The sequence below is a fragment of the Cupriavidus sp. UME77 genome (genome assembly GCF_014170355.1).
GTDB lineage: Bacteria > Pseudomonadota > Gammaproteobacteria > Burkholderiales > Burkholderiaceae > Cupriavidus > Cupriavidus basilensis.
Window position 1 is genome coordinate 141529 of sequence record NZ_LZZU01000065.1, and the last position, 24942, is coordinate 166470.

Here is a 24942-nt window from a genome sequence, read left to right on the forward strand (position 1 = left end):
AAGCGGCCATCAAGCCGAAACAAAAACGCGCAGGAGACAACATGCACTTCTACACCAAACCCATCGCACGAGCGCTAGCGGGCATCGCGGCCGCGCTCGCCTTGACCGCCCCCGCCATCCATGCCGCCGAAGGCAGCTACCCCACCAAGACCATCACCATCATCGTCCCCGCCTCCCCCGGCGGCGCCATCGACCTGGTGGCGCGGCTGGTGGGCCAGAAGATGACCGAAGCCTGGGGCCAGTCCGTGGTGGTGGACAACCGCCCCGGCGCCACCGGCATCATCGGCACCGACCTCGTCGCCAAGAGCCCGCCTGACGGCTACATGCTGGCGCTGGTGGCCAGCAGCCACGCCATCAATCCCAGCATGGTGAAGAAGCTGCCCTTCGACACCATCAAGAGCTTCGAGCCGGTGGCGCTGACCCACGTGGTGCCGCTGATGCTGGTGGTGTCCCCTTCCCTGCCGGTCACGTCCGTCAAGGAACTGATCGCCTACGGCAAGGCCAACCCGGGCAAGCTGTCGTTCGCGTCCAGCGGTTCGGGCGGCGCGCCGCATTTCTCGGGTGAGCTGTTCAAGAGCATGACGGGCATCGACATGGTCCACATCCCGTACAAGGGCAGCACGCTGGCTCATCCGGACCTGACCAGCGGCCGCGTGTCGCTGATGTTCGACACCGTTGCCGCCATCGGGCCGCAGGTCAAGGGCGGCAAGGTGCGCCCGCTGGCGGTGACGACCGCCAAGCGCTCATCGGCCGCGCCGCAGGTGCCGACCATGGCGCAGGCCGGGCTGCCCGGCTATGAGACCAGCACCTGGGGTGGCGTGCTGGCCCCGGCCGGCACCCCCAAGGCGGTGGTAGACAAGCTCAACGCCGAGATCAACAAGGCGCTGGCTTCGCCCGATGTGCGCGAGCGCCTGCAGAACGCCGGCATCGAGCCCGCAGGCGGCACGCCCGCGCAATTCGCCAGTTTCCTGCAGGTGGAAATGGGCAAGTGGGCCAAGGTGGCCAAGGATGCGGGCATCCAGCCCGAGTGAGCTGCCACCGGGCAGCCACCAACAAATGCGTGCCGGCGCCATGGCGCCCGGCCATCAAGCCGTACTTTCGGAGACAAGACATGCGCTCGCTCTACACCCCCACAATTAGCCGCCGCGCGGCCCTGGTCGCCCTGGCCATCGGGGCCTGGCTGCCCGCCGCGCAGGCCCAGCCCGGCGTTGCCTGGCCGACCAAGCCGGTGACCATCATCCTGCCGTTCGCCCCCGGCGGCGGTACCGACGTGGGCACCCGCCTGGTGGCGCTGAGGCTGTCGCAACTCTGGGGCCAGCCGGTACTGGTGGACAACCGCCCCGGCGCGGCCGGCAATGTCGGGCTGGATATCGTGTCCCGCGCCAAGCCGGATGGCTACACGCTGGTGGCCGGCAATGTCGGCACGCAATCGATCAATCCCTCGCTTTACAAGAAGCTCAACTATGACCCGGCTGCCTTCGTGCCGGTCAGCCTGATGGCGGAGTTGCCCTTTGCCCTGGTGGTAACGCCCAAACTGCCGGCCAAGAACCCGAAGGAACTGGTGGCGCTGGCCAAGGCGCAGCCAGGCAAGCTGACCTATGCCAGCTCGGGCAGCGGCGGCTCGCCGCATCTGTCGGCCGAGATCTTCAAGGCAGCGACCGGCACCGACCTGCTGCATGTACCCTACAAGGGCGGCGGCGCGGCCATGAGCGACCTGATGGCGGGCAATGTGGACATGCTGTTCGCCTCGATCCTGGAAACCGCCGGCCATGTGAAATCCGGCAAGCTGCGCGCACTGGCCGTGACCAGCAAGGTCCGCTCGCCCGCGCTGCCGGACGTGCCGACGCTGGCAGAGGCAGGCATCGCCGGTGCCGAGTCGGGATCGTGGGTCGGCCTGCTGGCGCCGGCCGGCACCCCCAAGGACATCGTCGACAAGATCGCCGCCGGCGTGAAGGAAGTGGTGGCGATGCCGGCGGTGAAGGAGCAACTGATCGCGCAAGGCGCCATTCCCGTGGGCAGCACGCCCACGCAGTTCGCCGACCTGATTGCCACGGATCGCAAGCGCTACGCCAAGATCATCCAGGACAACAAGCTCAGCGCAGACTGAAGCCGGCACCGTCAGACCACCATAGCCGCCATCACCACACGGATCTCTTCTCATGAAACCACGCCTTGTCCAGCACGGACGCTTGCCAGCCCCCCTTGAAGCCAGCCTGGCCGAACACTATGACGTCCACCCGCTGTGGGCCGAGACTGATCCCGCCGCCTTCCTCGCCAGCCACGGCGGCGAGTTCACCGCACTGACCACGCGCGCCGCGATCGGCGTCGACGCGGCGATGATCGCGGCCATGCCAAACCTGAAGGTCATCTCCAGCTTTGGCGTGGGCCTCGACAAGATCGATCTGGACGCCGCGCGCGCGCGCGGCATCGCCGTTGGCTATACGCCCGACGTGCTCAACGATTGCGTGGCCGATACGGCCTTCGGCCTGCTGATGGACGTGGCGCGCGGCTTCAGCGCGGCCGACCGCTTCGTGCGGCGCGGCGAGTGGCCAAAGGCGCAGTTCCCGCTCGCCACCCGCGTCAGCGGCAAGCGCATGGGCATCGTCGGCATGGGCCGCATCGGACGCGTCATTGCCCGGCGCGGCGCGGGCTTCGACATGGAGGTGCGCTACCACAGCCGCCGCCCCGCGCAGGATGCGCCCTACCGCCATGAGCCTTCCCTGACCGAGCTGGCCAGGTGGGCGGACTTCCTGGTCATTGCCACCGCCGGCGGCCCCGAGACCCGGCACCTGGTATCGGCCGAGATACTCGACGCGCTGGGCCCGAAAGGCTTCCTGATCAATATCGCGCGCGGCACCGTGGTCGACGAATCCGCGCTGGTGGATGCGCTGGTGCAGGGGCGCATTGCAGGCGCCGGGCTGGATGTGTTCGAGAACGAGCCGCAGGTACCGCAGGCGCTGTTCGCTCTGGACAACGTCGTGCTGCTGCCGCATATCGCCAGCGCCACGCACGAGACGCGCAATGCGATGGCGGATCTGGTGTTTGAGAACCTGCAGGCTTTCTTTGCCAATGGGGCGGTGAAAGCGTCGGCTGTGTAGAGCGGTTAGATCGACGTCAAGGGGAAGGGGGAGCGGGAGGACGGCGCAGGCCAACGCCGCACGCCGCCCCCCGCGCTCAGAAGGGCTTTGACAACGCCACGTAGAAGCTGCGCCGCGGTGCATACTGCGGCGCGCCCACCCCAATGCCCGTCCCGTCGCGCAACTGGTAGTTGCGATCGAACAGGTTGATCACCGTCAGCCGGACTTTGAATTTGCCGATGACCGGCGCATCGAAGGCGTGTCCGGCGCCCACGTTGACCTGGAAGTAGGCGCCCAGGTGATTGGTGTTGGCAAAGCCGTTGCGCAAGCCGCTGCCGAACAGCGCATCCGCGCTCAGCAGCGTGCCGTGCCACGTGTACGAGGTACCGAACGAGCCCGCCACCGTCTGGTCGTGGTCGAGGTGGACCCAGTTGCTGGCGATATACGCCAGCTCATCCGCGCCGAAATGGAACTGCCCGGTCTCGACCCCCTTGGCCAGGGCACGCGAAACGCCCAGGTTGGCGTAAGCGGCGAAGCTCCCCTGCCGGTAGTTGGCCGTGCCCTCCAGCCCGTAGATCTTGCCTTGGTCGTAGTTGAACGAGGAGAAGATCAGCGCGTTGCCGAACTGCCCTTCGTCCTGCAGGTGGCGCACCTTGCGGTAGTAGGCATCCAGCCCCAGCGTGAGGTTGCGCGTGGCCTGGTGCGACACGCCAACGTCGAAGTAATCCGAGCGCTCCGAGCGCACGGCGGTGTTGGCGTCAGAGGGCAAGGCGTTGGTGGTGCCGGCGAAGCTGGCCACCGAGGTGGTGTCGATCTTCTCGGTCGCCGGCGGCGTGAAGTAACGCGCGTAGCCGGCATGCAGGCGGGTGACGTTGGTGAGATCGTAAGTCAGCCCCACGCGCGGGCTGAGCTGCTGCTCGCTGACAACCGTGTTGACGTGGTCATAGCGCGCGCCGTAGTTGACCGTCAGCTTGTCGGTGGCCTTCCACTCGTCTTGCAGGTAAAAGCCCAGCGTGGTGCCGGTATTGCTGGTGTTGTCCACGATGGTGAATGGCACCCCGCTGGTCTGGTTGCCGTTGGCGTCGGCAGGCAGCACGCTGGAGGTGTTGTCCACGCCGTAGTGCTCGCGCTGCACGAACACGCCGGTGCGCAGCGTGTGGCTGGGGTTGAGCACGTAGCTGCCGTCGGCCTGCACGCCGTAGGCTTCGTTGCTGCGCGTGATGTTGGCGGCAACGCCGGTGTAGGCCAGGTCGCCGATCGGATCCGGGTTGTAGTCGACGCGGCTGGTGCGATGGAACAGCGACACCTGGAAATCGAGCGCGGACGATACCTTGTTCTGGTACGAGAGGATCTGGAAATCGGTCTTCTCGCGCTGGTTGGCGTTGAGCTGGTCGGAGGGCGGCGTGACCACGCCGTCGATGGTGAACGTTGGCGACAGGCCCGGCCGGTTCGGTATCTGGAAGCGGTTGTCGGCGCTGCCAAACATGAAGCTCACCCGGCTGTCCGGATTGATCAGGTAGGACAGCATGCCGAATGCCTTGCCCTGGTCGGTGTGATCGTGAATGGCATTGCGCCCGGCGGCGGGGTTCTCGATGCCGAGGTTGTTCTCGACAAAGGAGCCGCTCAGGAAATAGCTCCACGGCCCTTTTGCGCCTTGCACATAGCCGTTGAGCTCATGGTCGGCGTGGCTGCCGAAGACCGTGCCGATCTCGCCGCCGAAAGCCTTGGGCTGCCCCTCCTCGTCCGCGGCCGCGCCCTTGGTGCGGATGTCCACGATGCCCGCCGTGCGAAAACCGTACTGCGCCGGCAGCGCCCCGGTGATCAGCTTGATCTCGTCCGCGAAACGCGTATCCAGCATTTGCCCGAAGCCGCTGATCGGCTCGGGAATGATGACGCCGTTGATGCGGTATTGCAGGTTGGCGTGGTCGCCGCGCACGTGCAACTGGCCAAAGGAGTCCTGCACCACGCCGGGGGCTTGCAGCAGGACCTGGTTCAACGGGGTGTTTTCTCCCTGGGGCAGCGCGTTGATGTCCTCGCTGTCGAAACGATAGACCGAGCTGCCAGTCTCGGGCGACAAGGCGTTGCGCGCCTCGTCGAGCCGCTTGGCGGTGACCACGACAGCGTTCAGGGCCTTGGCGCTGGCTGCCTGCGCGGGTGCCGGGGCGGGAGCCGATGGCGAGGATGGCGCGGAAGAAGACGGGTCGGCCGGCGACGATTGCGCGTGGGCGGACAGGGCGAGCGCCGACGCGGCGCCGGCCGCGATGGCTCGAAGCGGAAAACGGGACATGGGGTGCCTCTGATGGAATGGGAATGTCGCGCACGGCCTTCAGGCGCGCGCGCATGCACTAGGCGAACAATCCGCCAGTCAGAGGGGGGCCACGGCTGCGGGGCCGTGGCGAGACGATGGGCGCGATGTGCCGCTCGGCGAGCAGCGGGTAATGCCAGCGGCGGAAACTGACGAGCAGCAGCCAGCAAGCCATCGACGGCATGCCCACCGCAGCGGCGGCGAAGGCCAGGCATTGCAGGCAGGCGTCGTGGCCGGGCCCGCACTGCTCAATGTCGGCCGGTGCCGCGCATGGATTGCTCTGCTGGGACGCGTGGAGATGGGAAAGCGCGTGGACGACGGCACCCGCCTGCCCGAAGAGCAGGAACACGCAGAGCAGGAGTACTAACGGGCGTCGCCACATGAATTGGCTGCGAGGGCGAGGGCGAGGGCGAGGGCGCAGGGCCATGGGCGGCCCAGCTATTCATTATTGCAACAGTGTTGCGAGTGTGCCATCAGGACACAAGCGAAGTAAACACCTATGTACCTGGCTGCCTGTGCAGCCAACAGCGTTGTGATTCGGGCCACACCCCCCTCCGTCGAGTGGTAGCGGGCCAGGTGTGCTATTGCGCATACTCGCGGCTAGCAAAAAAATAGCGCGAACGCGCATCGAGGGGTCAGATATGGAAGCAACCATTACGTTTGCGGCGTACCTGCTGGCGTTTCTGCTGGCGCTGGTCCTCGGGGCGAGAAGCGTGAACCGGCACCATCCGGCGCTGCGCCAGGAATTGCCGGTTGCAGCAGAGCCGCAGCAGCCCTGACCTTGGTCCTCGCGGCCCCCGCCAGCACTAGGATTCAGCAGCCACCGCGACGTCGTCGCTTTCCTCCTGCGCCAGCGCCCTGAGCCGCGCCATCGAATTGCGGATATGCAGGCGGGCCAGATGTTCTGCCTCATCGGCATCCGCGCCTTCGATCGCCGCCACAATCTGCTCGTGCTCCTCGATGGCCGCCAGTGCCCGGTCGCGGGCAAACAGGACCCTTGGCGCAAACACCTGCGATGTCATATGCACGATGGGCACCTGCCGCGCCAGGTATTCGTTGGCTGCCAGCCCGATGATGGCCGTGTGAAACTCGACATTGGCCGCCGTATAGACTTCGGGCCGCCAGGGATCGAGGCTCCCCCGCTGCACTTCGATGATGGCGCGCAAGGGCGCTGCGGCCAGCTCGCTGGCGCGTGACGCCGCCAGCCGCGCCGCCAGGCCGTCGATCACTTCCCGCAACTCGTAGGCATCCATCAGCTGCCGGAAATCCGCGCTGACCACGGTCACGCCGCGCGCCGTCTCGGCGCTGACCAGGCCCTCGCGCTCCAGGATGCGCAGGGCTTCGCGCAGCGGCGTGCGGCTGATCTTCAGGTCCTCGGAAATCTCCACCTGCCGCAGCGGCTTGCCCGGCGGGTAGACGCCGCGATAGATGCGTTGGCGCAGGACCTGGGCGACTTCCTCGACCAGCCGCACCCGGCCTTGCCATTCGAATGTTTCTGCCATTTGCCCCCAATTTTATGAAGCTTCACGCAATTTTGCGCATCCCGGCGCGGTTTGGGCACGGGGTGATTCAGCTTGGGTGGCGCAGTTTACAAGGGCTGCCCACGGGTCTACTATAGCCGCAAACAGTGGATTCTGGATCCAAAAACCAAAGCCTCGCAAAGCGCGGCATCCAGCCCCCCGAGACGCTTTCTGGAGACGCCCGCCAATGCGCGATGCGCTTTGCTTCCTGTCCGCCGCCGAACTTCAAGGCCGCATCGCCCGCAAGGAAATCTCGCCCGTCGAGCTCACGCAAGCCGTGCTCGACCGCGCCGCCCGGCTGCAGCCTGAGCTGAACTGCTTCATCACGCTGTGTGCCGACGAAGCCATCGCCGCCGCCCGCGAGGCGGAGCAAGCCGTGATGGCGGGCAAGCCACTTGGGCTGCTGCACGGCATCCCCTTCACCGCGAAGGACCTCGTCAATACAAAGGGCGTGCGCACCACATTTGGCGTGGCACCGTACCGGGACAACGTGCCCGACCACGATGCGGTGGCCATCGCCCGCTTGCGCGAGCAAGGCGCCATCCTGATCGGCAAGACCACCACGCCCGAGTTCGGCTCCAAGTGCCTGACCGATTCGCCACTGTTTGGCCGCACGCGCAATGCCTGGAGCCGCGAGCGCACCAGCGGCGGATCGAGCGGCGGCGCAGCGGTTGCCGTGGCTAGCGGCATCGCGCCGCTGGCGGTCGCCACCGATGGCGGTGGCTCCACGCGGATTCCGGCCGCTTGCAACGGCGTGGTCGGCATCAAGCAGAGCCACGGCGTGATTCCACACAGCCAGGCGCAGGACCTGTTCGGCAACCAGACCTATGTCACGCCGACCACGCGCACGGTCGCGGATACCGGCCTGATGCTGCAGGCGATGGCCGGCGAGCATGCCTGCGACCCCTGGTCCATCGGCGTGCCCAAGCCGGACTATGTCAGCGCGGCGCGAGCGCAAGGCGACCTGCGCGGGCGCCGCATCCTTTACTGCCTGACGCCGCCAGGACGCCCGGCATCGGCGGAGGTGGCGCGGGCCTTCGAGGCGAGCCTGTCCAAGCTGGCCGACCTTGGCGCGGAGCTGGAACCTTTCTCCGGCGAAGGCTTTGACGTGGAGCCGATCTGGCGCGCCATCAACCATACGGTCTGGCGCGCGCGTTTTGCCGCCATTGCCGAGGAGCACGGCGACCAGCTCAGCGCCACGTTCCTGCGGCAGGTGGCCTCCGCCGCGCAGGTCAGCGGCGTGGAGTACCAGCAAGCCATGTTCGACCGCACGAAGCTGTTCCAGCGCGTGCAGGCGCTGCTGCAGCGCGCGGACCTCCTCGCCATGCCTACGCTGACGCGCACGGCGCTGCCCATCGGGCAGGACCTGTTCGGCACCATCGACATCGACGGCGAGGCTTTCGAAAACGTGCGCGCGCACTGGTTCCCGTGGACCATGCCGTTCAACATGACCGGCCACCCCGCCATCAGCCTGCCCTGCGGCTTTGGCAGCGACGGGCTGCCGATCGGCTTGCAGCTGGTGGGCCAGTTCCGCGGCGACGCTGAACTGCTGCGTGTGTCGGCGCTGTTCGAGGCGTCGCACGGGCTGCTTGGCCAGTGGCCGCAACTGTAATCCGCTGCAACCGCCCCCTTTATCACCGATAGACCTCGCCACCGCATCCGCCATGACCCAAGCTTTACGCCGCAACCTCGTGATCCACACCCTGGCGCTGTCGGCCTGCGCCGTTGCTGTCCTCGCCCTGCCCCGGCCGGCCAGCGCGGCGGACAACCCGGATGCCGCGATGCACATCATCGTCGGCTACGCCCCCGGCGGCGCGGCCGACAGCCTTGCCCGGATCTATGCCGAGCAACTGCGCCAGGATGGGCATGGCACCGTCATCGTGGAGAACAAACCCGGCGCATCGGCCCGCCTGGCGCTCGACTACGTGAAACGCGCCAAGCCGGATGGCAAGACCATCTTCATCGGGCCGTCGCCGCTGTTCACCATCTTCCCGCTGACCTACAAAAAACTGGGTTACGACGCGGACAAGGACCTGGTGCCCGCGGCCGTGCTGACCGACGTGCCAACCGTGATCGCGGCGGGCGTGCAGCAGCCGTACAAGAACATGAAGGAGTACGTGGAGTGGGCCAAGCGCAATCCCAATAGCGCCAGCCTGGGCCTGGCGACCATCGGCAGCGCCGGCCACCTCGGCACGGTAGCCCTGGGCAAGGCTGCCGGCATCGCCATCACGCCGGCCGCTTACCGCGGCGCGTCCCCGATGCTGGTCGACGTGATCAGCGGCACGGTGTCGATCGGCTGGGATGCCGTGGCCAGCATGATGCCGCTGTACAAGGGCGGCAAGCTGCAGTTCCTGGGCGTGAGCGGCACGCGGCGCGCCAAGGCGCTGCCGGATGTGCCGACCTTGAAGGAGCAAGGCTTCAGCCAGTATGACTACGCCACCAGCTGGTACGGCGCGTTCCTGCCGGCCGGCACCCAGCCGGACGTCGTTGCCAAGGTCGAGAAGATGTTCATCGTCGCCTCCCGCAATGCCGCGACCGCCGGCAAGCTGGAGGCCCTTGGGCTGGAAGTGGCAGCCAAGCCTGGCCAGGACGCGCGGCACCGCATCCAGCTGGAACGCGCCGCCTGGAAGCCGATTGTGGAGGCTACCGGCTTCGTCGCGGAGGACTGATCAGGATCAGAGGAAGGGGCGGATGACTCCGCCCCTTGCTCCGCTCTAATGCGCCGCGCCTTCCCTGAGCGCCTCGCGCGCAGCCATCAGCGCAAATCCGAGCAGGTTGGGCCCGCGCCACTGATCGGGATTGGCCGCGCGCGGATCGTCAGCGGCCAGGCCGATGCCCCATATGCGGTCCACCGGGCTGGCCTCCACCAGCACGCGCCGCCCGGTGCCGAGCAGATAGCCAGCGAGGTCCGGATTCTGGCGGAATTTTTCGATATTGCCCTGAGTCACCAGCGCCAGGCACGCGGCATTCCAGCGCTCTTCGTCAAAGCCGCGCACCTCGCGGCCGAGCCGCTTGGCCGCGGCGGGCGAGGGCGCCGCCAGGATCCGCGCCAGGGCAGGCTCGTCGCCGAACAGGCGCGCCTTGCCAGCCATCATGAAATGCTCTGCGCTGGCGAACACCTGGCCATCCACGCTGAACCGCGCGGGCCACCACTGCGACAGGCACTCTTTGCCCACCGCGGCTCCGGCCTTCGCGCTGTGGCCCCAGAAAAACAGGTAGGCGGGACGGTGGCCGCGCCGGAAGGCACTGATCAGGGAGGCGTGGTCATGGATATCGGGCTGGGTCATCGTAAGTCGGTATGGTCTGGCATGGATGGAGCCTGGGCGCCCCCAAAGCTCGCTAGTATTGTTTACGGCAAAGGTGTGCGTCAAATGGCGCAAGGCGCGTGTTCATGAGCAAGGCGTTTTGAGCGCCGGGGCGCCGGGGCGCCGTATCCTCGCCAGCGCAGGCCTGTGGTATTATTTGCGCCGTCTTAGGGGAGTAGCTAGCCTCCAGTCCCTACTGGAGGGGCCTGCGTCAACATACTTGGTACAAAAAACCATGGCGCCGGCAGCCTGATTGGCTCAGCGAGACCTTTGACTTTTCTGTCCACCAGCTGGGGCTGGCACTGGGCAGCGAAGTCATTGGTTCGTTTGTTGCCGGCCCCCTTTGGATGTCACATGGAAGCACTCATTGCTTCGTTCGGTATGGTCGCCCTGGCTGAAATGGGCGACAAGACTCAGCTCCTTTCCTTTCTCCTGGCCTCCCGGTTTCCCGGCAAGCAATGGAGCATCATTGCGGGCATTTTCGTCGCAACGATCTTCAACCACCTCTTTGCCGCCGCCTTGGGCGACTGGGCGGCATCGCACGTCAGCCCGGATGTGACACGCTGGGTGCTGGGCATCGCCTTCCTGGCCTTTGCCGCCTGGGCGCTGATCCCCGACAAGCTGGACGACGAAGGAAACAACGGCAAGCGCGCCGGCGCCTTCGCCACCACCGTCGTCGCCTTCTTCCTCGCCGAGATGGGCGACAAGACGCAGTTCGCCACCATTGCGCTAGGCGCGCAGTATGCCAACCTGAGCATGGTCGTGGTCGGCACCACCCTCGGCATGATGGCGGCCAACGTGCCCGCGGTCTTGCTGGGTGAACGCCTGACCCGCATCATCCCGCTGTCCAAGATGCGCTTCGTCGCAGCGGCGCTGTTCGCCATCTTCGGCATCCTGATCCTGTTCAAGGTGAACTTTGGCCTGAACCTGGGGACCTGAGCCAGCTGCATGGCACGGCCAACTCGCATGCCGGCGCGCCAGCTTGTGCTTGCGCGCCGGCATGCGCCTATGGCGCCACCGCTCCGAGGGCAGTATCCTCCCTGAAGCCGTCACGCCCCCGAGTCCAAAGCCCAACTTGCCAGCCCAATGAAAACAAGAGCCGAAGTCGTCGTGCTGGCAGCCGATCTTGCCGGCACCACCGTGTTTGCCGTGGAAGGCGCCATCGTCGGTATGCGTCATGGCCTGGACCTGCTCGGGGTGCTGGTGGTCGCGCTGGTCACCGCGGTGGGCGGCGGCATTATCCGCGACCTCCTGATCGGCGCGGCCCCGCCCAATGCGATCCGGGACTGGCGTTATCCCGCGCTTGCCTTTCTTGCCGGCAGCGCGGCGTTCGTGTTTCACTCGGCGGCGCAGGGGTTTGCCGGCCCATTGATCATCGTGCTGGATGCGGCGGGCCTGGCACTGTTCGCCGTTGCGGGCGTGCAAAAGGCGACAAACTACGGCGTACGCCCGTTTGTGGCGACGCTGATGGGCACACTCACCGGCGTGGGCGGCGGCGTGGTGCGCGACATGCTGCTGGCACAGGTACCGACCGTGCTGACCGCCGACATCTACGCCACGGCGGCCTGGCTGGGATCCGCGGTATTGGTCTGTGCCCGGGCCCTGCGCCTGCCGCCGACCGTCGCGGCGCTTGCCGGCGGCGCCAGCTGCTTTGCGCTGCGGCTGCTTGCCGTGCAACATGACTGGCACCTGCCGAAGGTGCCGGTCTGGTGATCGTGCCGGCTCAAGGGCTTGGTTCACGGCCCGACTTATGGGCCGACTTATGGGCCGACTTGAAGGCTAACCGCAGCCAGGGATGGAGCATCATGTCGTTGAAAGACACGCAAAAGGACTGGGTCCTGCGCGCGCCGCAAGCAGGCCGCATGGAACGCATCGAGGCGTTCTTTTCCGGGCATGGCTACGATCCGCATCGCCACGATACCTATGCCATCGGGCGGACGCTGTCGGGCGTGCAGCGCTTTCAATATCGTGGCGCACAGTGCAACAGCATGCCTGGCGGGACCATCGTGCTGCACCCCGATGAAGTCCATGACGGCGAGGCCGGCACCGAAGCTGGCTTCCAGTACCGGATGTTGTATATCGAGCCGGCGTTGATCCAGCAGGTGCTGGGCGGCAAGCCGCTGCCCTTTATCAAGAGCGGCCTGTCCTCGGATGCGCGGCTGTGCAAAGCGACCGGCGTCCTGCTGCAAAGCATGGGGTGCCCGCTCGATCCGCTGGAGGAGGACGATGCGTTGTTCGATCTCGCGCATGCCCTGAGCGCCGCGGCCGGCGCGCGCGCCAGGCACCAGGGCTATGACTACCGGGCCGCAGAGATGGCGCGGGAATGCATTCACGGCGCGCTGCACCGCACGGTCACCTTGAGTGAGCTGGAAGCGTGCAGCGGGCGCGATCGCTGGAGCCTTTCGCGGGACTTCCGCTTGCTGTTCGGCACCAGCCCCTACCGCTACCTGACCATGCGCCGGCTTGACCTGGTCCGCTCGCTGCTGATGCGGGGCCAGTCGCTGGCCGATGCCGCGCTGGCCGCCGGCTTCACCGATCAGAGCCACATGACGCGTCACTTCGGCAAGGCCTATGGCATGTCGCCGGCACGCTGGGTAAAGATGCAGCAAGGACTGCGCTGAGGGCGCCGGCTGACAGCTTGCACGATCGTACAAGATTTCGCGCGCCGGCCTTGCTAACGTGTGCGTTCATGACAAGGCAAGGAGATACACGCGATGCAACACGATCTGGCAAGCGCCTCACATAAAGAGTCCGGAGAATACAAAAGCCTGAACTTCGCGCAGAAGCTCGGCTTGATCCATGAGCGCTGGACACCTAAGGTCATCGCCGAGATGAACGACTACCAGTTCAAGCTGGTCAAGATCGAAGGCGAATTTCTCTGGCACCACCATGCCGAGACCGATGAGGCGTTCATCGTGCTGGAGGGCGCGCTGCGCATCGATTTTCGCGACGGGCACGTGCAGCTATCGGCGGGCGAGATGTTCGTGGTGCCCAAGGGCGTGGAGCACAAACCTTTTGCCGAGACGGAGGTGAAACTGCTGTTGATCGAGCCCCGGGGCGTGCTGAATACCGGTGGCGAGGGTGGCGAGCGGACGGCGGTCAACGACGTCTGGATCTGACCGCCCTGCCCTTCCCGCCCTGCCCGCCCTATCCTCCCGGCGCTCAGGCCATGCGATAACGTGCGATGCCGTCCGGGCCCACCTCCATCACGGCCTCTTCCCGATGCACGAGATAGTTCAGGTGGGCAATGCTCTCGCCGGTTGCCATGCCGAGCAGCCCGGGCTCTGCGCCGATGGGGCGGGAGAATAGCTCGCCGAAGACGTCCACCGCCCGCCTGGGCTCGGCCAGGGCGGCGCGCAGCCGGTCCAGCGCGTGGTGCTGGCTGCGCTCCAGATAACCGATACGCGCGTGCAAGCCACGGAAGGGCTCGTTGTGTGCCGGCAGCACCAGTACGTCGTCCGGGACTTCCCGGCGCAGCTTGGCGAGCGAGGCCAGCCAGTCGCCCATCGGATCGGCATCGGGCTCGGTCGGGAAAACCGACACATTGGATGAAATGCGCGGCAGGATCTGGTCACCACTGATCAGGATCTTCAACGCCTCGCTATAAAGGCAGGCGTGTTCGGGCGAGTGGCCGTTGCCAACCACGACCCGCCACTGGTGCTCGCCAATCGTCAGGATCTCGCCGTCGCGCAAGCGCCGGTAGCTGTCGGGCAAGGCATGGACGTACTTGCCGAAACCGCCAAAGCGCACGCGGTAGGCCTCGATGGCATTGTCGTCCCAGCCTGCGCGGCGATAAAAGCGCACGCCGTCTTCCGGCGCCTCGCGCCCGGTGTCCGCCGCGAGCACGCGGCAGTTCAGGTACTCCAGCCGGGTCATCCACAGGCGGCAGGCGAACTTGCGGGTCAGCCAGCCGGCCATGCCGATATGGTCGGGATGCATGTGCGTGACAAAGAGCCGGGTGAGCCCGTCCGCCAGCGCCCCGCCCTGCGCGAAAAGATCGCGCCAGGCGGCGGCGGTTTCGCTGGTTTGCAAACCGGCGTCAACCCCTGCCCAACCCTTGCCGTCACGCACCGCCCACAGGTTGATATGGCTCAGCGCAAACGGCATTGGCATGCGGATCCACAGCACACCCGGCGCGACCTCAACCGCGCTGCCTGGCGCTGGCGCTTCTCCGCAAGGGTAGTCGAGAACAGGCTTGCTCTCGGCCTCGGGTGGGGGGGTCAAACTCTCGTCGCTCATGTTGTTTTCCGTGGGTCCGTGCGGACATGCCAGTTGCGCCGCGTGGCGCTCGGGAGACTGCACCGGCATGGGGCAAGGCTGCGCACCCTTGCGTGCGACGCCGTGAACGATTCTACCGAGGTCCGGTCGTTCGCGCAGCCGCACGCACCCGGCTCAGCGGGCGCGCGGGCGGCACGGCACTGGCTAATACGGTGGGGTATATCCAGATTCTATATCCGGCATCAAAAAACTATCTTGGACATTTGGCGGCGGCAGGGCAATAGTGGGCCAGATTCCCCGGACACCGGCACGCGCGGCTCCTGCCTGGAGGCATTTCGCAAGCAGGCCGCCAGATGGCACCGCATCCTGCATGCGCGCGGCTGGGCTGCGCCCGGTTGGCCACGCGAGCACGGTGGCCCAGGCTGGTCGGACTGTACATGCAGGGCAAGCTGCCACTGGACGCGATTAATGAGGGCTTCAGCGCGATGCAGTCAGGGCATGTCGCACGCAGCGTGATCGTCTTTCCGGGCTTTGGTGGCCTGCAATAGGAACCTGGCCTGTCGATTCATCTACAAGTTGGGGGGAAAAATGACAGAGAGCGTGTTTCCCGAAAGGGCCGGGTCGCAGACGCCCGAGCATTTCGATGTCTTGATCGTCGGGGCCGGCATCTCGGGGATAGCATCCGCCTATCATCTCGCCGACCAGTGCCCGGAGATGCGCTTCGTCGTCCTGGAGTCGCAGGAAAGCTATGGTGGCACCTGGCACACGCATCGCTATCCCGGCATCCGCTCCGACAGCGACCTCTACACCTTCGGTTATCGCTTCAAGCCCTGGACTGGCGCACCGATCGCCACGGCGGCGGAAATCCGTTCGTACATGGGCGAGGTCATCGAGGAGAACGGGCTCGACCGGCACATCCGCTATCGGCACGCCATCCACTCGGCATCGTGGTCGAGCCAGGACAATCTCTGGACCATCGAGGCAAAGCGGACGGACACCGGCGAGACGGTCCGGTTCACCACCCATTTTCTCTGGATGTGCCAGGGCTACTTCCGGCACTCGCAGGGCTACACGCCGGAATGGCCGAGCATGCAGTCCTTCAATGGCCAGATCGTCCATCCGCAGACATGGCCCGAGGATCTGGCCTACGCAGGCAAGAAGGTCCTCATCATCGGCTCGGGCGCCACGGCAGCCACGCTCGTGCCGGCGCTCGCCGGAAAATGCGCGCATGTCACCATGCTCCAGCGCTCACCGACCTATTTCTTCACAGGGCGCAACGCCAACGTGCTTGCCAACGAACTGCGGCAACTGGAAATCGACGAGACGTGGATCCACGAGATTGTGCGCCGTAAAATCCTGCACGATCAGGCCGAGTTCACGCGTCGCGCCCGGGAAGAGCCGGAGGTGGTCAAGCAAGAGTTGCTTGCTGGCGTGCGCGCCCATCTCGGCCCGGAATTCGATATCGACACGCACTTTACGCCGCGCTATCGGCCATGGCGGCAGCGCATCGCCTTCATCCCGGACGCAGACCTGTTCCAGGGTGTGCGCGATGGCAAGGCCTCGATCGTCACCGACGAGATCGAGCAGTTCGTGGAAACCGGCGTCGAGCTGAAATCCGGCCGGACATTGGATGCCGATATTATCGTCACGGCCACGGGTTTTGATCTGAGCGTACTCGGCGACATCGCCTTCACCATCGACGACAAGCCTCTGAACTTCTCCGACACCGTCACCTACCGCGGCATGATGTTCACGGGCGTGCCCAATCTGGTCTGGGTCTTCGGATACTTCCGTGCGAGCTGGACCTTGCGCGCCGACCTGATCGGCGACTTCGTCTGCCGCCTGCTTCGCCACATGAAAAGCAAGGGCGCGAGCAGGGTCATGCCGACACTGCGGCCCGAGGACGAGAACATGACGCTTGGGTCATGGGTGGACCCGGAGAACTTCAATCCCGGCTACCTGATGCGCGGCATGCATCTGCTCCCCAAGCGGGGCAGCAAACGCGAGTGGCAGCATACTCAGGACTATTGGGCAGAGAAGGACGAATTCCCCACCATCGATCTCGATGATGCGGTCTTCGACTACACATGCGAAATGCCCGAAACGCCCGAAATGCCAGGAGGCGCCAAGCCACCGCTTGCTTGACGGCGCTGGACAGCAGGGTTGCAATGCCCCCTCATCTTCGATCGGCTGCGGCCCTGCCGCCGACCCTCCCGACACGCAGGACGCTATGGGTCACAGCGTCCCGGCAATGTGTTGCATGACCAGGCTGCTCATCGCCACGCTGACCCATACGATCAGGCCAAGCAGCAGCGGTCGTGCCCCAGCGCGCTTCAGCCTGTCGATGTCGGTACTCAGGCCTACCCCGGTGAGGGCGCCGACGACCAGGAACGGGGTCATCCACTGGATCGCATGCGTCAGGCCAGATGGCAGCCATTCGTTGACCGCCGAGGCCAGGACGAAGAAGACAATGAACCACGGAATGGCACGACGCATCGACCCGCCAGGCTGATTGCGCTGGCAGATCAGCGCGATCACCAGCGTGACCGGCACGATCATCATGGCGCGCGTCAGCTTGACGATCGTCGCGAATTCGCCCGCGGCCGAGCTCCAGGCATAGCCGGCTGCGACGACCGAGGACGTGTCATTGATCGCGGTTCCGGCCCAGAGGCCGAATCCGGCATCGGACATGCCCAGCATCTTGCCAAGGATAGGGAAAATGACGACCGCCACGACGTTGAACATGAAGATCGTGGACAGCGCATACGTCAAGTCGTGATCATCGGGCTGGAGCACAGGCGCGATTGCTGCGATAGCCGATCCGCCGCAAATGGCGGTGCCGGCGCCGATCAGGATCTTGAGCTTCTCAGGGATGCGCAGGATGCGGCCGGCGATGATGGCGACGGTGAAGGCGACCGCTAGCGTGACCAACGAGACCGGCAGCGACCTCAGCCCGGTCTGGACGACCTCGTGCAGCGGCAGGCTGAAGCCCAGTCCGATGATCGAGTATTGCAGCATCTGCCTGGAGGCGAACTGGATACCTGGCTTGTATTGGTCGCCCGGCTTGAGAAAGGCTCGGCAGAGCACACCAATCAACATGCCGAAGACAGCACCGCCAAGTATTGGAACCAGCTTGCCAAGTAACGCAGCGGGCACCGCGACGGCGACGACCAGGAGGAGTCCGGGGAAGAAGGACTTGGTCGAGAGCATTCTGAACGCCATGTGCAGCACCTTCTTAGATGAATTTGGCATAACGATATGCTCTCAACGCATATCGGAGCCAACGCCATTTTTGGGTTACTGCTATTGAAAAAATCGATAAGGACGCTCCCGGGCTGGCACAGATTGCACGCGCAAAAAAAGCCGCCGCACGGGATGGGCGGCGGCGGCTCGACTTCGACAAGGCTGATCCGGGCCTTCGCCCATTCGACGGCGATCGGCAAGTCCTTGACCGCACCGTCACGCATCAGCTTGATCCTGCCGCGCTTGACGGCCACCTGCCGCTTCATGGACTTGCCTTGCATCTCCTACAAATGCGATGACCATCGTCACCGGCTTTGCCCCGGTTCCGGGCCCGGGCGATCCACGCGGCCACGCGCGATTTCACCTTCCGCGACCGCTCGGGCGATGGCACGCTGGTTTTGCCCAGCGCAATATCTCGAAGTGGTGATCGAACGCAACCGCTGACGCGCAGCCCGAAGCGTGCCCTGACAAACCGAAAAACCTTGAGGCAAAAGGCACTTCAGCCGTGCGGCCGCAGCCGGCACCGGCTCCCTGCTCTGCTGCCTGGTATCCACCCTCTTTCAGAAGGGTACTGATATTGCTGTACTGCAGCACACTTACCAACGGCAACTCGATCGACCCTGTTGTTGCCATCCCTTGAGGGTGTAGGCGATCTCCCCGGCCTACACCCCTTTTTCCCCTCTTCTCTCCATTTGAAGGGCCGGGACGTGTCAATCCAGGGGCGTTTTCAAAAAAAACGAATCCCCCCATCAGAGGGGATGAAAATAATAAATGCACCGTAATACCTGGCATTTCATCGTTCTTATGTCAGACATAAAAATATTGCAATGCGTGCCACAAATGATCTCGGATATAGTGCATCGCAACAATTGAATATTTAGCATTTTATTTATTTCATATCGATTTACCGTGGGAAGTAACTCGGAATATGAACAGCTCAGGCCGACAGGCATGAACTGGCTATTTGCAGTTTCCAGCACCATGTAAAACAAATACAACGAGCGAGGCCGCAACCGGCGCGGGAGAGAGAACCACCGCACCGTGTAGCCGACCTGCCGGACACATCAAATAACCACACGGCACGCGCGGCGCTGCAAGCGGCGGGCGGCACGTTGTGGAATCAGTGAAAACGGGGTCCCACCAGAAGGTAGGGGGCAAAAAGTGCAGCACACAGGGGTATTCACGCGTCAGGAACTGGACAATTACTTTGCCTCGTACGTAGGGATGGAAGGCGGAAACCCGAGGGCCAGTCTCTGGATCTGCGACAGAAGCCCGCATCCCTGGTACGAGCGCTTGACGGGGCCGTTACGGCCGCGCACGGAGCCACACGCATGGGATGCGGCGTTTCGCGCGAAACATCGGGAAGACATGGGCAAATGGCTGAATCACCAGCGCATTGCCCGCTTCATGGCGGCGGCACGCGCGCAAGCGCTCGGTATCCGGCTGGATGACAATGACTGGAAGGCGTACTACCGGGACGAGCTCTACGCACCCGACGGCGCGCAATTCAAGCTGAACCTGTTTCCCCTGCCTGTCATGCTCGATGGCCTGACCCCCTGGTCCAAGGTGTTCCGCGGCCAGTCCGAGCTCGTGCCCAAGGATCGCTACCTGGACCTGTGCCGGCATGGCGGGCGATTCCGCTTCCTGCGTACGCTCTGCGCGCACTGGCGGCCCAAGGTGGTCGTTTGCATCGGCTATCGCCAGGCTGACGACTTCGTACGCGCATTTGGACTCGAGCAGGTCGCATGTGAAGAGCGGCAACTGCAGCCCGCAGACCAGGTAAGGCTGCTGCAGATCTACAAGCGGGATGGCACCACGTGGATCCTCTGCCCCGCCCTCGCGGGCAGCGCGGGGCTGACCTCCGACGTGCAGCTCAACGCGTTCGGCGAGCTGCTCGGCGCCAGCCTCGCGCCGAGCGACTTCGATCACCACCGCGCGGCGGCATGCGGTCCGGGCAGATTGCCGGAGAGCCTGAATGCGTTGTTGGCCGGGAATGCCTCCGGCGGACTGCCAAGCGGCGGATATCCTGCCCAACGGCATCACCACCCTGACCTGAGGGACGCGCGGCAACACCGATCCGATTTTGTGCCCCAGGCCATGTAGCCGCCAGGGCCATGCGCCGGGCCTACGGATAGCGCCTATATTCAAAGACCGAACCAAGCGCACGGACAGGGAGCAGCCATGGATCCTGAAGCCTTTGCCGGTCTCCTCGCCCGCGAGGGGTTCCAGGAAGTCGTCACCGTCACCCGTGAGGCTAACGGATCTCTTCCCGTCCATGCGCATCCCTTCGAAGCCAGGGCACTGATTCTCGAAGGGATGCTTTACCTGGCCACCGAAGGCGAGGAACAAGCCTTCCGGGCCGGGGATGAATTCCACTTGCGCGCCAACGAAGCGCATTCTGAGCGCTACGGGCCACAGGGCGTGAAGTACATGGTCGGCAGGAAATAGCGCGCCGCGGCTGCCAGGCGCCTGGCGGGATTTGCACCCGCTGGCCAACTCATGCGAACATCCTCCGTTTTTTGGGGACCCTGCCCATGAAACGCTCGACCTTGCTCGCATCGCTTGCCCTGCTCACGCTGGCCGTGGGGCAGCCCGCCGTCGCGGACACGCTGAAGAAACCCGGCCTCGACGCACTAGCCGCCGCCGCGCAGGCCAGCCCGCCGGCTGATTTCGACGCATTCCTGAGTGCCGCAGCCAAGGCCGATCCCTCGCTGGCAGGCAGTGTCACCGCCTATCGAAAGCACGCCCCGCTGCACGGCGACGACCTGACCAACATCGCACGCTTGCTGGGCCTCTATAACCGGATTCACAACCACCAGGCGGTGATCAGCGCCATCGAGCGCATGGTGGCCTTGCGCACCGTACGCGACGACAAGATCCCGCAGCATGAGAACCCCGCCATCATCGCCTTCGGCAACCTGGTGGAAGGCATGGCCAAGGACTTCGGCCTCACCTTCCGCAACGTGGACAACCGCGTGTTCGAAGTCTCGCTGCCGGGCACCGGCAAGGAAGAATTCGGCTTGCTCACCCACGCCGACGTAGTCCCTGCCGTGGCGGACGAATGGGCGCTGGACGACGGCACCAAGCTCGATCCGTTCAAGGTCACGCGCGTGGGCGATTTTCTGTACGGCCGCGGCACCATCGACGACAAGGGCTCGATCGCCACCGTGCTGTATGCGATGAAGACCGTGAAGGAGAGCGGGCTGAAGCTCAACCGCACCATCCGGCTGATGATCGAGACCACCGAGGAAACGGGCGGCGACGGCATGAAGTACTACCGGCAGCACACCAAGCTGCCCGAGTACAACATCGTGCTCGACAGCAAATACCCGGCCGTGGTGGCCGAGAAAGGCTCGGGCAGCCTGAAGGTGTTTTTCCCCGTGCAGGCCACCGACGGCAACGCCACCGCCATCGTCGGCATGAGCGGCGCGGCCTCGGCCAACGCCGTGCCGCAGACCGCGAGCGCGCAACTCAAGGGCGGCGACCTGAACGCGGCCCGCGCCCGGCTCGAAGCAGCACGCGCCGCCTTTATCGAGAAGTACGCGCCGCAGGGCAAGTTCGCCATCGATATCACCCCGCGCGCCGACAGCCTGGAGGTCAAGGTCACCGGCAGTTCCGCCCACGGCTCGCGGCCAGAGGAAGGCGTGAATCCCCTGCCGCGCCTGACGCTGTTCCTGCGGGAATCCGGCATCGCGCTGGCCGACAACCACTACGCCCGTGCAGCGAAGTACCTCGACGACCTGTATGGCACGGGCTACCTCGGCGAGAAGATGGGCGTGGCCTACAAAGACGACTTCATGGGTCCGCTCACCCTGTCGCCCAACCTCGTCCAGGAGAAAAACGGCCAGCTGGAAGTCACTACCAACGTGCGCATGCCGCGCGGCAACACGCCGCAAGCACTGTCCAAGGCCGTAGCCGACAAGATCAACGCCTGGGCCGACGCCAACCACGCAACGGTGACCATCAGCCATGACCAGGGCGACTGGATGGCACGCGATCCTAAAGGCGCGTGGCTGTCCACGCTGCTCAACATCTTCGGCGACACCACGGGGCTGGAAGCCAAGCCCGTGCCCACCGCCGGCAGCACCACCGCCAAGCTGATGCCCAATGCCATCAACTTCGGCCCCGCCATGCCCGGCAAGAAGTACACCGCGCACAACGCCAAGGAGTACAAGGAAGTCGCCGACCTGGACCTGGACATGCAGATGTTCACCGAGATGCTGATCCGCATCGGGGACCTGAAGTCGATGCAGTGAGGCTGTGGCGGCTGCGTTGCGTTAGTTGCGGCCGCGAAACCTGTCCAATAGCCAATCCCGAGCGATCGCCGTGGTCGCCTCGGGGCGCTCCATGGACGGAAAGTGGCCGCAACCGGGAAGTACTTCATACCGGGCATCCGGCAAGATACCCGCGATTCGCCGGCCGACTTCAATCGGCACGAATGTATCCGCCGCCCCCCAGACCAATAGCGCCGGAACCTCCACCAACGCAAGGGTGCCCCAGTGATCCCGTCGTGTCAGGGTGGCATCCGACTGGCGGGCGAACAGCGCCGCCCCGCAATCCCGTGCCATCTGCACGAACATCGCTCGCGAGAGCGTGTCGGCCGGTGGAATCGCCCTCTCGGCCAATGTGCGCTCCGGGACAGGAGCGTCCGTTGGTTCAATCGGTGACCGCGAGTTCGTAGCAGGCGAAGGAGCGCGCCTTTGTGCACAACCCGATATGGATAACGCGCAACGCCGATCACACACTTCATTTCAGATTCGGATTAGCCTGATTGCTCTCTCTTGCGCAGTGGACGCATAGGTATCTACCCATCAAATCGCACATGCCACGGCGTGTGCGCGTCCTGATCGATCTCCTGCTACGCCAGCCGGGCCTATCCGCTTAGCAATAACACTCGGCACGACGATGGAAACGCTCGCCATCCTGAATCATGGCCGCCACAGGCAACCTCCCCGTTGAACACCGCCCCGCCCTCTCATGTGAGACGGAACGTCGGTTTTTGTGAGACACAGAGTCAAGTGACGAAATGATAACTCTGCAAAAATTGGCGCCGGTTCGTGGTACGCGCCACCCATCTAGCAAGAGCGCGGCCCGGGCCTGAGTGGCAAGCGACCTTCGATGGCAAGCATGACTTGCTTGCCGGCACCTGGCCGCGCACGACCAGGCCATCCCAAGGGTTCTCGATAGCAGCCCAGCAGCGCAGCTTGTGTGCGGCACAGCGCGCCGCGGCTGGCTGAGCCCATGCAGTTCCTGCGGGATGCGCCAGGCACGAGCCATAGCGTACTGAAAACACAATATTGAAGGCGGGAAATCGCATGTTGAAAAGTAGGACGACATTAATATCACTGACACTCCTGGCCGCCGCCGCGCTCGCGGCATGCGGGGGCGACAATCCAGAGAACACGGCCGCGAACGCTCAAACGCCCGCCGCGCCCACGCCCACGCCAGTGCCCCCGGCATCCGCCTGCGCCGAAACCGGCGTGGATGCAAAGTTCGCCTGCCAGACCGGGGCCACGGAGCCGCTCTACATCTACCAATGGGCGCTCAAGCAGGCCACCAGCTACTTCAAGTCTTTCTCCGGGATCGCGGATGGCGTCACCGATCTCAACGTGGAAGACGTGCATGCCGCGGGCATCAAAGGCCAGGGCGTCAATGTCCTGGTGCTCGACGACGGCGTCGATATCGGCAATGAGGACCTGGCCGCCAATGTGAACAGGTCGATGACTTACAACTTTGACGACGGCACCAACAACCCCACGCCCGCCAATATCCCCGAGAACATCAAGGAGGCACATGGCACCCATGTCGCCGGCATCATCAGCGCGGCGCAGAACGGGAAAGGCGTGATTGGCATCGCGCCCCGCGCGACCCTGGGCGGCGCGCGTTTCATCGGCACCGCGAATGCCAATATCTTGCAGGCCTACGGCGGTGCCGACTGGTCCAGGAACGCCCACATCATCAATGCGTCGTACGGAGGCAATCCCGTGGTGCCGGACGAGTACGACACCGAATCCGGGAGCAGCTCCGTCATCAGGGCCTTTCCAAACCTGAGAAGCGGCAAGGGCCTGGTCATGGTGAAGGCCTCAGGCAATGAGTACAACAACACCGGGGGCGACAATCCCAGGTTCTGCCCCGATATCGATGGGATAAGCGGCGTCATCAGTTGCGAGAATCCCGCGAACGACACAGAGGCGCTGGAGCCAGGCGTCATCCTGGTCGGCGCGGCCAACGCCAAGGGCATGAAGTCAAGCTACTCCAACGCCGGGGCGGTCAACTGGATCACCGGGCTTGGCGGTGAATTCGGCGAAGCGGGGCAATATGGAGAGCTCGGCTCCGGCCCGATGATCTTCTCGACCGACCTGAGCTCTTGCGCGAGAGGCTATAGCCGCAACTTCCTGGAGCTTACCAACGCATTCAGCATTGGCGGCAGCGCAACCAACAAGAAAGATAACGCGAACTGCGACTATTCCAGCATGAATGGCACCTCGGCCGCCACCCCGACCATTTCAGGGGTGGTTTCCCTGATGCTGGCGGCAAATCCAAACCTGACTTGGCGCGACGTGCGCGAGATTCTCCGCGTCACCGCCAGGAGAATCGATCCGGACTATGGCTCGCGCAACAACCGGAATCTCCGGCTTGACCTGAAGCAGGGGACCTTCACCGCCAGCGAAGATGCCAGCCTCGTCGATGGCAGCCAAACGGCACGGCTGGACCTGGGCTGGCAAAAGAATGCCGCGGGCAACTACTACTCGAACTGGTACGGCTTCGGCCTGGCGGATGCCGCGGCCGCGGTCAGGCTGGCGAAGGCATACGGTGCCTACAAGCCGGCAACCCTGGCCATTGGCGACTTCACCAAGGCGTTCGCCGATAGCGCCCAGCTCAAGTACGGCTCGGTCCAGAAACTGGGGCAGTTCACGGTCGGCGGCAATGACAAGGTGGATGCCCTGCAGCTGAGATTGAGCGGCTCCATCTGCGTCGGCAGCGTTGGCGTTTTTGTCAAATCGCCCTCCGGGACCATTTCCGCACTCGCTGTTCCATACAACAGCTACTACAGCACGGGCGTTCCGGAAGTGAAAAGCTACGGGCTAGGCAGCTATGCGTTCCATGGCGAGAACGCCGCCGGGAATTGGGAGGTGTATGCGGTCAGCGTGATGCCGGCCACCGCCGCGCCCGGCACGTGCAGCAGCTTCCAGCCGGAAGCCGATGGCGTCAGCGTCAAGCTCAGCAAGCCCTTGGCTGTTGAATACCGTGTGATTGCCGCGAAATAACGGGGC

Annotated in this window: 22 protein-coding genes, 1 pseudogene and 1 riboswitch; of the genes and pseudogenes, 16 read left to right on the forward strand and 7 right to left on the reverse strand. The window is 64.7% G+C overall.

Translation table 11 applies throughout. From position 1 onward, the window contains the following. Positions 1-41 precede the first annotated feature (41 nt). The 3 genes from A9975_RS26705 (at position 42) to A9975_RS26715 (ending at position 3098) form a co-directional block, all read left to right on the forward strand. Positions 42-1031 (forward strand): tripartite tricarboxylate transporter substrate binding protein, encoded by a 990-nt coding sequence (locus tag A9975_RS26705; protein ID WP_183035372.1) that lies wholly within the window; start codon positions 42-44, stop codon positions 1029-1031. A gap of 80 nt (positions 1032-1111) precedes the next feature. After that, complete coding sequence (locus A9975_RS26710; protein ID WP_183035373.1) at positions 1112-2107, forward strand: tripartite tricarboxylate transporter substrate binding protein; 996 nt, start codon at positions 1112-1114, stop codon at positions 2105-2107. 52 nt (positions 2108-2159) lie between these two features. Further along, positions 2160-3098, forward strand: a complete 939-nt coding sequence (locus A9975_RS26715; protein ID WP_183035374.1) for a 2-hydroxyacid dehydrogenase — start codon at positions 2160-2162, stop codon at positions 3096-3098. Between the two features lie 76 nt (positions 3099-3174). Here A9975_RS26715 and A9975_RS26720 read toward each other — a convergent pair whose 3' ends face one another. Further along, entirely contained in the window at positions 3175-5364 is a 2190-nt protein-coding gene (locus A9975_RS26720; RefSeq protein ID WP_183035375.1) for a TonB-dependent receptor, read from the reverse strand. Between the two features lie 151 nt (positions 5365-5515). On the opposite strand from A9975_RS26720, the gene A9975_RS26725 reads away from it, so the two are divergent. After that, the gene (locus A9975_RS26725; protein WP_183035376.1) at positions 5516-5749 is read left to right on the forward strand and encodes a hypothetical protein; all 234 of its coding nucleotides are present in this window, start codon (positions 5516-5518) and stop codon (positions 5747-5749) included. Between the two features lie 274 nt (positions 5750-6023). Then, complete coding sequence (locus A9975_RS26730) at positions 6024-6161, forward strand: hypothetical protein (protein WP_183035377.1); 138 nt, start codon at positions 6024-6026, stop codon at positions 6159-6161. A 27-nt stretch (positions 6162-6188) separates the two neighbouring features. On the opposite strand, the gene A9975_RS26735 is transcribed toward A9975_RS26730, so the two are convergent. Further along, on the reverse strand, positions 6189-6884 hold the full coding sequence (locus tag A9975_RS26735; protein ID WP_183035378.1) for a GntR family transcriptional regulator: 696 nt from the start codon (positions 6882-6884) through the stop codon (positions 6189-6191). 205 nt (positions 6885-7089) lie between these two features. On the opposite strand from A9975_RS26735, the gene A9975_RS26740 reads away from it, so the two are divergent. Then, positions 7090-8514, forward strand: coding sequence for an amidase (locus tag A9975_RS26740; RefSeq protein WP_183035379.1), 1425 nt, complete (start codon positions 7090-7092; stop codon positions 8512-8514). Positions 8515-8566: 52 nt separating this feature from the next. Beyond that, complete coding sequence (locus tag A9975_RS26745; RefSeq protein WP_183035380.1) at positions 8567-9571, forward strand: tripartite tricarboxylate transporter substrate binding protein; 1005 nt, start codon at positions 8567-8569, stop codon at positions 9569-9571. Between the two features lie 45 nt (positions 9572-9616). Here the strand turns inward: A9975_RS26745 and A9975_RS26750 are convergent, their stop codons facing one another. After that, positions 9617-10189 carry an NADAR family protein gene (locus tag A9975_RS26750; protein WP_183035381.1) on the reverse strand — a complete coding sequence of 191 codons (573 nt, stop codon included), beginning with the start codon at positions 10187-10189 and terminating at the stop codon, positions 9617-9619. A gap of 176 nt (positions 10190-10365) precedes the next feature. Continuing rightward, positions 10366-10552, forward strand: a riboswitch (yybP-ykoY riboswitch). A gap of 9 nt (positions 10553-10561) precedes the next feature. Between A9975_RS26750 and A9975_RS26755 the strand changes: the two genes are divergently transcribed. From A9975_RS26755 to A9975_RS26770, 4 genes are all read left to right on the forward strand, one after another. Beyond that, positions 10562-11146 carry a TMEM165/GDT1 family protein gene (locus tag A9975_RS26755; RefSeq protein ID WP_174426415.1) on the forward strand — a complete coding sequence of 195 codons (585 nt, stop codon included), beginning with the start codon at positions 10562-10564 and terminating at the stop codon, positions 11144-11146. 147 nt (positions 11147-11293) lie between these two features. Then, positions 11294-11920: a trimeric intracellular cation channel family protein gene (locus tag A9975_RS26760; RefSeq protein ID WP_183035382.1), complete on the forward strand. Its 627-nt coding sequence runs from the start codon at positions 11294-11296 to the stop codon at positions 11918-11920. A gap of 92 nt (positions 11921-12012) precedes the next feature. Continuing rightward, a complete protein-coding gene (locus A9975_RS26765; protein WP_183035383.1) occupies positions 12013-12828 on the forward strand; it encodes an AraC family transcriptional regulator in 816 nt (271 codons plus the stop codon). Positions 12829-12921: 93 nt separating this feature from the next. Beyond that, positions 12922-13326, forward strand: coding sequence for a cupin domain-containing protein (locus A9975_RS26770; RefSeq protein ID WP_183035384.1), 405 nt, complete (start codon positions 12922-12924; stop codon positions 13324-13326). A 43-nt stretch (positions 13327-13369) separates the two neighbouring features. Here the strand turns inward: A9975_RS26770 and A9975_RS26775 are convergent, their stop codons facing one another. Next, positions 13370-14446 (reverse strand): MBL fold metallo-hydrolase, encoded by a 1077-nt coding sequence (locus A9975_RS26775; RefSeq protein ID WP_183035385.1) that lies wholly within the window; start codon positions 14444-14446, stop codon positions 13370-13372. A gap of 567 nt (positions 14447-15013) precedes the next feature. Here A9975_RS26775 and A9975_RS26785 point away from each other — a divergent pair. Beyond that, the gene (locus A9975_RS26785) at positions 15014-16570 is read left to right on the forward strand and encodes an NAD(P)/FAD-dependent oxidoreductase (RefSeq protein WP_183035386.1); all 1557 of its coding nucleotides are present in this window, start codon (positions 15014-15016) and stop codon (positions 16568-16570) included. A 90-nt stretch (positions 16571-16660) separates the two neighbouring features. On the opposite strand, the gene A9975_RS26790 is transcribed toward A9975_RS26785, so the two are convergent. Together A9975_RS26790 and A9975_RS38470 are read right to left on the reverse strand one after the other, a co-directional pair. Beyond that, entirely contained in the window at positions 16661-17635 is a 975-nt protein-coding gene (locus A9975_RS26790; RefSeq protein ID WP_255503533.1) for a YeiH family protein, read from the reverse strand. A gap of 173 nt (positions 17636-17808) precedes the next feature. After that, positions 17809-17952 (reverse strand): annotated as a pseudogene (locus tag A9975_RS38470) (IS5/IS1182 family transposase); the annotation flags it as partial. 1084 nt (positions 17953-19036) lie between these two features. Here A9975_RS38470 and A9975_RS26800 point away from each other — a divergent pair. The 3 genes from A9975_RS26800 (at position 19037) to A9975_RS26810 (ending at position 21924) form a co-directional block, all read left to right on the forward strand. Beyond that, the gene (locus A9975_RS26800) at positions 19037-19771 is read left to right on the forward strand and encodes an XpsR family transcriptional regulator (protein ID WP_183035389.1); all 735 of its coding nucleotides are present in this window, start codon (positions 19037-19039) and stop codon (positions 19769-19771) included. 78 nt (positions 19772-19849) lie between these two features. Further along, positions 19850-20116, forward strand: a complete 267-nt coding sequence (locus A9975_RS26805; protein ID WP_183035390.1) for a cupin domain-containing protein — start codon at positions 19850-19852, stop codon at positions 20114-20116. 86 nt (positions 20117-20202) lie between these two features. Beyond that, the gene (locus tag A9975_RS26810) at positions 20203-21924 is read left to right on the forward strand and encodes a dipeptidase (protein ID WP_183035391.1); all 1722 of its coding nucleotides are present in this window, start codon (positions 20203-20205) and stop codon (positions 21922-21924) included. A 21-nt stretch (positions 21925-21945) separates the two neighbouring features. On the opposite strand, the gene A9975_RS26815 is transcribed toward A9975_RS26810, so the two are convergent. Next, on the reverse strand, positions 21946-22413 hold the full coding sequence (locus tag A9975_RS26815; protein ID WP_370565570.1) for an alpha/beta fold hydrolase: 468 nt from the start codon (positions 22411-22413) through the stop codon (positions 21946-21948). Positions 22414-22983: 570 nt separating this feature from the next. Between A9975_RS26815 and A9975_RS26820 the strand changes: the two genes are divergently transcribed. Beyond that, the gene (locus A9975_RS26820) at positions 22984-24936 is read left to right on the forward strand and encodes a S8 family serine peptidase (protein ID WP_183035393.1); all 1953 of its coding nucleotides are present in this window, start codon (positions 22984-22986) and stop codon (positions 24934-24936) included. Positions 24937-24942 lie beyond the last annotated feature (6 nt).

What these genes read in the sequence shown, in the direction of transcription:
- A9975_RS26800 (WP_183035389.1), top strand. Translation starts at nt 19,037, where the DNA reads ATGGGCAAATGGCTGAATCACCAGCGCATTGCCCGCTTCATGGCGGCG.
- A9975_RS26770 (WP_183035384.1), top strand. Translation starts at nt 12,922, where the DNA reads ATGCAACACGATCTGGCAAGCGCCTCACATAAAGAGTCCGGAGAATAC.
- A9975_RS26750 (WP_183035381.1), bottom strand. Translation starts at nt 10,189, where the DNA reads ATGACCCAGCCCGATATCCATGACCACGCCTCCCTGATCAGTGCCTTC.
- A9975_RS26790 (WP_255503533.1), bottom strand. Translation starts at nt 17,635, where the DNA reads ATGCTCTCGACCAAGTCCTTCTTCCCCGGACTCCTCCTGGTCGTCGCC.
- A9975_RS26775 (WP_183035385.1), bottom strand. Translation starts at nt 14,446, where the DNA reads ATGAGCGACGAGAGTTTGACCCCCCCACCCGAGGCCGAGAGCAAGCCT.
- A9975_RS26705 (WP_183035372.1), top strand. Translation starts at nt 42, where the DNA reads ATGCACTTCTACACCAAACCCATCGCACGAGCGCTAGCGGGCATCGCG.
- A9975_RS26805 (WP_183035390.1), top strand. Translation starts at nt 19,850, where the DNA reads ATGGATCCTGAAGCCTTTGCCGGTCTCCTCGCCCGCGAGGGGTTCCAG.
- A9975_RS26725 (WP_183035376.1), top strand. Translation starts at nt 5,516, where the DNA reads ATGCCAGCGGCGGAAACTGACGAGCAGCAGCCAGCAAGCCATCGACGG.
- A9975_RS26785 (WP_183035386.1), top strand. Translation starts at nt 15,014, where the DNA reads ATGACAGAGAGCGTGTTTCCCGAAAGGGCCGGGTCGCAGACGCCCGAG.
- A9975_RS26715 (WP_183035374.1), top strand. Translation starts at nt 2,160, where the DNA reads ATGAAACCACGCCTTGTCCAGCACGGACGCTTGCCAGCCCCCCTTGAA.
- A9975_RS26755 (WP_174426415.1), top strand. Translation starts at nt 10,562, where the DNA reads ATGGAAGCACTCATTGCTTCGTTCGGTATGGTCGCCCTGGCTGAAATG.
- A9975_RS26760 (WP_183035382.1), top strand. Translation starts at nt 11,294, where the DNA reads ATGAAAACAAGAGCCGAAGTCGTCGTGCTGGCAGCCGATCTTGCCGGC.
- A9975_RS26735 (WP_183035378.1), bottom strand. Translation starts at nt 6,884, where the DNA reads ATGGCAGAAACATTCGAATGGCAAGGCCGGGTGCGGCTGGTCGAGGAA.
- A9975_RS26820 (WP_183035393.1), top strand. Translation starts at nt 22,984, where the DNA reads ATGTTGAAAAGTAGGACGACATTAATATCACTGACACTCCTGGCCGCC.
- A9975_RS26810 (WP_183035391.1), top strand. Translation starts at nt 20,203, where the DNA reads ATGAAACGCTCGACCTTGCTCGCATCGCTTGCCCTGCTCACGCTGGCC.
- A9975_RS26740 (WP_183035379.1), top strand. Translation starts at nt 7,090, where the DNA reads ATGCGCGATGCGCTTTGCTTCCTGTCCGCCGCCGAACTTCAAGGCCGC.
- A9975_RS26745 (WP_183035380.1), top strand. Translation starts at nt 8,567, where the DNA reads ATGACCCAAGCTTTACGCCGCAACCTCGTGATCCACACCCTGGCGCTG.
- A9975_RS26710 (WP_183035373.1), top strand. Translation starts at nt 1,112, where the DNA reads ATGCGCTCGCTCTACACCCCCACAATTAGCCGCCGCGCGGCCCTGGTC.
- A9975_RS26720 (WP_183035375.1), bottom strand. Translation starts at nt 5,364, where the DNA reads ATGTCCCGTTTTCCGCTTCGAGCCATCGCGGCCGGCGCCGCGTCGGCG.
- A9975_RS26730 (WP_183035377.1), top strand. Translation starts at nt 6,024, where the DNA reads ATGGAAGCAACCATTACGTTTGCGGCGTACCTGCTGGCGTTTCTGCTG.
- A9975_RS26765 (WP_183035383.1), top strand. Translation starts at nt 12,013, where the DNA reads ATGTCGTTGAAAGACACGCAAAAGGACTGGGTCCTGCGCGCGCCGCAA.